This is a genomic window from Streptomyces sp. NPDC050743, assembly GCF_044456925.1.
In the GTDB taxonomy this organism is placed as follows: Bacteria; Actinomycetota; Actinomycetes; order Streptomycetales; family Streptomycetaceae; genus Streptomyces.
In genome coordinates, this window is the sequence record NZ_JBITGJ010000228.1 from 1 (window position 1) to 5,714 (window position 5,714).

A 5,714-nucleotide genomic window follows, 5' to 3' on the forward strand; every position below is an offset into this window, starting at 1 on the left:
AACCTCCATCAGACTGCCCGATCAAACAAGATCACCACGGGCAATCACCGAATCCGCCAACAAAGTCCTGAAGGCCGGGGCATCCTCGGAGGAACACGGTGAAAAAAGGCAGGCAGGCCACCTCGAACCGGTCAGACGCAAGCCGCCGGGTCCAAAGCTGCTCACGCCAGCCGTCCTGCCGATCCGACAGGTCAGCGTGGATCATGTAGTTGCTGGGGCCCCGGCCGATCGGGTCCTCGTGCGTGATGATGGCGATGGAGTGCCTCCTGGAGCCGGATCCCGACCTCAAGATCCTGCACCAGCCGCCTCGGCCGGAACCAGGCGGGGCGCGTTCGGCCCGGGCAGCCTGTGCCCACGGGACACCACTTGGCCCGCTGCGCAGGCAGGCCCGAAGGCCCGGCCGTGTCAGGGCCAGTGACTACGCTTCAGGTAGTGCCTAAGCCGGTCGAGGTAGCTGCGGTCACGGGCCAGGGCGGGATCGGTGAACAGGGCGTCGAGGTGGCCGAAGTCGGCGTAGTAGCACAGGCCTTCGGTCTGGTCGAAGATCACGGCGACGGTGTCCGCGTCGCGTACACCAGGCCGGCATGGCCGATGCGCGCCGCCCGCCCCGCCCGCCCCTGCAACCGCCCAGCACGTCACATCCGCCTGGCAGCCGGCTGTCCTTCACGGCTCAGCCGAGAGGGGCCGAGGTCCTCGATGACCTGCCGCATCTCCTCCTCATCGGCTTCGTAGACCGTCTCGCCCAGGCGGGGGTCACGGGCATGAAGAGTGTGGATGAGCGGTCCGTTCGCCGTGCCGAGCTGGACCAGCGAGGCCGAAGGGCCGTGCACGGCGCGCTCGGTGCCGGGCCGGGCGGTCAGGTCGATGCGGCTGACCACCCCGGGCGTGACCCAGACCGTCGCCTGCTCCAGACGCCCCAAGATCTGAAGGTGAAAGTGGCCGCAGAGGATGAGCTGCACATCGGTCCCGCGGATCACGGCGGCCAACTCGTCGGCATTCTGCAGCCCCAGCGCCCGCTGCGCCTCGACCTCCAGGGCAATCGGCGGGTGATGGAAGCCCAAGACCGTGCCACGCGGCGCAGGTGCGGCCAGTACTTCGCGCAACCAGTCAAGTTGGGCGCGGCTGATCTGGCCGTACCCCTTGCCCGGCACCAGCGAGTCGAGGGTGACCACGCGCCAGCCGTCGATCGTGCTCGCGGCTGCCCTCTCACCGTCCGGCCCGTCGCAGACCGCGTCGGGGCGGGTGTGGCCGCAGCCGAGCACGTCGGTAAACGCCGCCCGCTCGTCGTGGTTCCCGGTCGCGTAGAACACCGATGCGCCCCGCTTCCTCGCGTAGCCGCTCAGCAGTTCACGCGCTCGCGCATATCCCTCCCTGGATCCGTCGTCCGCGACGTCTCCCGTGACGATGACAGCGTCAAGGTCGCTCAGGTGGACCAGGTCGGCGAGCAGGTGCCGCAGTGCCTCAGTGCCATCGGCTCCGTCGGCGTCCGGGGCTGCCGCACGGTCGAGGTGCGTATCGGAAAGATGAAGGATCTTCATCTCGCCAACCTAACGGTCCGGGCAGTCCGCCGGGAGATCACCCTTCATCCGAGGCGAACGCTGCCGGACACGGGACCAGCAGCTCTCCACCCCACAGGGAACAGGGTCCGTTTTCGTCAGCACCACGGGGATTCACCCACTGCCGCCTAGGTGGGCGATGCAGCGGACTGTGGGTCGGCCGTTATTCCACTGCTGACTGGCCCGCGACTACGAAACCCTCCAAGCCCGCTTCCGAAGCCGTGTTCCGCCTCGCGGTGGCTGACCCGATGGCCCGGTGCCTGACCGGCGAAGCCACCGTCTCCGCGACGCGCGTCTGTGCCGGATCCGGTTCCGGATCCGGCACAGAGGTGTGGCTCTACCAGTTGCTCGTGGCGCCGTCGTACTTGTAGCCGGGGCTGGTGTCGCAGTGGCCGCTGGCGTATGAGGTGACGCCGGCGTCGTAGAGGACGTTGGTCCAGACGGTGGCGTTCGTCGAGCCGAAGGACGGGGATCTGTAGAGTTCCTGACCGTCGGAGTTGCGGTGGATGGTGACTGTACAGCCCATCTGATCGTAGTCGGCCCCCCAGGCTCCGCGAATACGGGCCCACACGGTGCGGCAGTTGGCGCTGTAACGCAGGTCCACGGTCGGCCCGGTCGCAGCGCCGTCGTAGCTCCGCTTCATCACGACGGAGGCCACCGTGCGAGCGTCGCCGCCGCAGGCGGAACCGAGAGCGTCGGGGTCCTGATTGTCGCAGTTCGACGAGTTGCCGAACTGCCCGGAGTACCACGAGCAGGTGGCCGCCTGCGCAGGCGAGGCGAACACCAGGGCTGCGGTGCCTGACGCCACCGTCAGGGCCAGTGCCGTGAGTGATGCTTTGACGCGTATCACCGAAGACGACTCCTTCTGCCAGTCAACACAGTGTGCGGTCACGCCGTGCGGCCCTCATCGTCGCGGGCACCCGGCCCACCGGTCCACCACGTTCCAAGGTGCTGGAAGAACGCTGGTCAGGGATCTTTTGTGGCGCTAGATTCCGCTGTGACACGGGGAGGGGGGAGGCGTGCTCCGACTGCATTTCACCAGCGACGATCTTGCGCGTACTCGTGTTGCAGCGTGTCCCGATCCGCTCTGGGAGGTCGTACTCAGCACCAACCTGCTGGGCACCGCGAGGGCAGAGCGGTGTTCGACGCGTGGCGGGCCAGGGCACGCGAGCGGTTGCGCCGGCTTCCCGTGTGGATGCCGCGGCTCCTGCGCGCCCTCGCCCCGCCCTACGGTGACTTCCCGGACTTCCTCACGCCTTCGCAGGCCGCAGCAGGGATGGAATGCGGCATCGAGGCCGTGCTGTCCACACCAGGCAAGCGCCTCACTCGGGAACTCGCCGCGATGCCCGCACTGCCCGAGTGGACAGCCCCGCTCGTGCGCGGTGAGGCAGCGGCGGTCACGTCATTGGGTCAAGCACTGTCCAGCTACTACGAGTCGGTCCTGTTACCCGACTGGTCCCGGGTCTCGGCCCACGCCCAAGCAGACGTGGCCGGGCGGGGCCGTGCGCTGTTGCACGGCGGCGCCGACGCCCTGCTGGAGAGCTTCCGACCCCTGCTCCGGTGGACGCCGCCCGTTCTCGAAGCGGACTATCCCAAGGACCGCGACATCCATCTCGCAGGGCGCGGTGTCACGCTGGTGCCCTCGGTGTTCTGCTGGCGGACCGTTGTCACCCTCATCGACCCCGGCCTCCCACCGGTTGTGATCTATCCCGTCGAGAGAACCGCCGAATGGTGGCGCCCGCATGCTCAGCGTCCCGGGCACGACACCCTTAAGTCCCTTCTGGGTACAACCCGGGCCGCGGTGCTGCGCATCGCCGCGGACGGTGCGTTGGCCGGCGAAGTCGCCCAGCGCATCGGCCTCTCACCGGCGGCCACCAGCTACCACCTCAAAGCGCTACGTGAGGCACGCCTGATCAACTGCTCCCGGCGCGGCACGAGCACACTGCTCTTCCTCACCCCACTGGGCCTCGACCTCCTGGCGGAGAACCCGCCCGGACCAAACCCGGTGTCCTGAGCATGCAGAGTTGGCGGCAGGCGCTGGCGCCTTCGACGCTGCGGACGTGTTCGCGGGCCCGGGTGTCCAGCGTGCCCGGCAGGTGTTCGACGAGCAGCGGCGCGAGCAGGCTCGCTGGCAGCGCGACGTCGGCCATGATGCCATCGGCCATGGCAACAGGCCGGCGAGCAGTTTGAAGAGCGCGACCGCGACGGCAGTAAAGCGCAGCGAGCCGGGGATGCCGGGGGCCAGGCCGATGCGCCGGGCGGGCCGCCTGGTCGGCCAGCGCAGGGCCAAGCGCTGCGTGCGCGTCGCCGACGGGGTGAGCACCCCGATCTGGTAGGGGAGTTCGGCCGGTAGCCGTCGCCGGGGACGGTCCAGGCGAGCCAGCCCCAGAGGGTGCGTTCGCGAACGAGCACGGGCTCGCAGGCGGCCGAGCAGGTGTGGTCGCGGACGTGGCCGGTCCGCAGGGCGCGGGAGCGTTCCTTCTCCCACCGCCCCGGATCACGGGTGAAGAGGCGCTCGTGGTGCGCGGGCGTGGTCGGCGGCGGCGTGTGGAGGGTGTCCGTCACGAGGTGTTTCTTTCCAGGTGGTGGTCTGTCAGGGCGGAGGCGCACGTGGTGCAGCGGCCGTTGCCGTCGGGGTGGGTGGGGCCCGGGCAGGTGCGGTAGAGCGGCCAGCCGAGGCAGGCCGGGCAAAGGTCCTCGCCGGCGGCGGTTCCGGGCATGCCGCAGCCAGCGCATTCGACAAGGGCCCGGTAGGTCAGGGCCTCGCCACCGTGCGAGCGACGGCGGAGCCGGTCATCGGCTGCGGCAGTGGGGTACCCCGCGCGGGCTGGTCGTGGTGGTCGGCTGCGATGGCGGGGGGCGGGTAGGTGGGCGGCGAGTGATCGCGCCGACCGTGGTCCGTACCGGATCGGGCAGGGGCCGGGCAGCAATGACGTGCCGCAGTTGCTCGCGGTTGCAGCCAGCCTCCAGCATCACGGTCACGACGCGGCCGGCCTCGATCGGTCAGCGCCTGCCCGGCCAGCAGCAGCTCGGGGCGGGCGGCGCGAGTTCGGGCAGCAGCCGGATCCTCGGCTGCAGGGCTTCGTGAGGTGGAGTTGAGGGGCGAGGTGATTTGGGGCCGCCGGACCCCGGATCGGGAATCGAAACTGGCGCGGTTCTCACCGCGCGAGTCCCGGCCCTTCGTCAGCGGGAGCAGGCCAGAGCCTCCACCAGACCCGGAGCGCGTCAGTCAGACTGTCGTCAGGGGTGTTGGCCAGGGATTGCGTGGGGCTTCGATTCGATCGGAGGACAAGGCAGACGATTGGGCTTGAGGAGTTGTCTTGACCGGCCTGCGACCTCATGTGGCCTATTCGTAGATTTCGTAGATGCGGGCTTCCAGGAGCTGTTCGGCCATGCTCGCCCTGGTGAGCGGTTCGATGTTGCCCGCTGTCGGGGGCGTGTGCAGTTTCGTTATCTCCTGTGTAGCGTCATCGGCGCATTCCGGCGGGTGTGGCGGGCTTCGGGCGCTGAGCCCACAGGTCTGTTCGCGTTGTCGGGTGCGTCAGTACAGTTCGTGCCGACCCTTGGAAGACGCCCGTCGAGCAGGTAGTGGTCGACAGCGTTGTCGATGCAGGCGCTCCCTTGTCCGTAGGCGGTGTGACCATCACCGTCCCAGGTGAGTAGTCGGCCGGACTGGAGTTGGCGGGCGAGTGCTTGTGCGTTGTTGTACGGGGTTGCGGGGTCGCGCGTGGTGCCCACGACCAGAATCGGTGCGGCACCGGGCGCGGTGATGGGATGCGCGGTCTGGTTGGCCGGGACGGGCCATGAGGTGCACGACGAGAGATTCGAGACCCAGAATTTCCCGAACTGAGGTGCGACCCGGACGAATTCGGCAAGAGCTGCCTTTGTCTGGTCGGCGGTGTAGCGGCCGTCGAGGGTGGAGCTCAGGCAGTGGACCGCTGTCTCCGACTGGTCCCCCAGGTTGCTGGGAAGTACAGCGACGAGGACTTTCAGCAGCGTGGTGGTGTCACCGGCCAGCATCTCCCGGAGCATTTGACGGAGCCCCGGCCAATGGGGATACCTGAGTGCGTTGTGGCAAACCGGATTTCGTTCGAAGTGTGCGGCGCGGGTGATCATCTGGACAGAGGTACGGGTGCGGCCGTGGGCATGAAAGAACGG

The 5,714-nt window shown here is 68.6% G+C and carries 7 protein-coding genes; 2 read left to right on the plus strand and 5 right to left on the minus strand.

Translation table 11 applies throughout. The features are described from left to right. Positions 1-405: 405 nt before the first annotated feature. The 3 genes from ACIBJF_RS51765 to ACIBJF_RS51775 form a co-directional block, all read right to left on the minus strand. Positions 406-549 (minus strand): hypothetical protein, encoded by a 144-nt coding sequence (locus ACIBJF_RS51765; protein WP_399184854.1) that lies wholly within the window; start codon positions 547-549, stop codon positions 406-408. A gap of 86 nt (positions 550-635) precedes the next feature. After that, a complete protein-coding gene (locus tag ACIBJF_RS51770; protein ID WP_399184855.1) occupies positions 636-1,538 on the minus strand; it encodes a metallophosphoesterase family protein in 903 nt (300 codons plus the stop codon). Between the two features lie 355 nt (positions 1,539-1,893). After that, entirely contained in the window at positions 1,894-2,406 is a 513-nt protein-coding gene (locus tag ACIBJF_RS51775; protein ID WP_399184856.1) for a DUF2690 domain-containing protein, read from the minus strand. Between the two features lie 288 nt (positions 2,407-2,694). On the opposite strand from ACIBJF_RS51775, the gene ACIBJF_RS51780 reads away from it, so the two are divergent. Both ACIBJF_RS51780 and ACIBJF_RS51785 read left to right on the plus strand, forming a co-directional pair. Beyond that, positions 2,695-3,570: a DUF5937 family protein gene (locus tag ACIBJF_RS51780; protein ID WP_399184857.1), complete on the plus strand. Its 876-nt coding sequence runs from the start codon at positions 2,695-2,697 to the stop codon at positions 3,568-3,570. 10 nt (positions 3,571-3,580) lie between these two features. After that, on the plus strand, positions 3,581-3,892 hold the full coding sequence (locus ACIBJF_RS51785; RefSeq protein WP_399184858.1) for a hypothetical protein: 312 nt from the start codon (positions 3,581-3,583) through the stop codon (positions 3,890-3,892). 225 nt (positions 3,893-4,117) lie between these two features. On the opposite strand, the gene ACIBJF_RS51790 is transcribed toward ACIBJF_RS51785, so the two are convergent. Beyond that, entirely contained in the window at positions 4,118-4,276 is a 159-nt protein-coding gene (locus tag ACIBJF_RS51790; protein WP_399184860.1) for a hypothetical protein, read from the minus strand. A 730-nt stretch (positions 4,277-5,006) separates the two neighbouring features. Continuing rightward, on the minus strand, positions 5,007-5,714 hold a 708-nt coding region (locus ACIBJF_RS51795), incomplete at its 5' end, for an alpha/beta hydrolase (protein ID WP_399184861.1).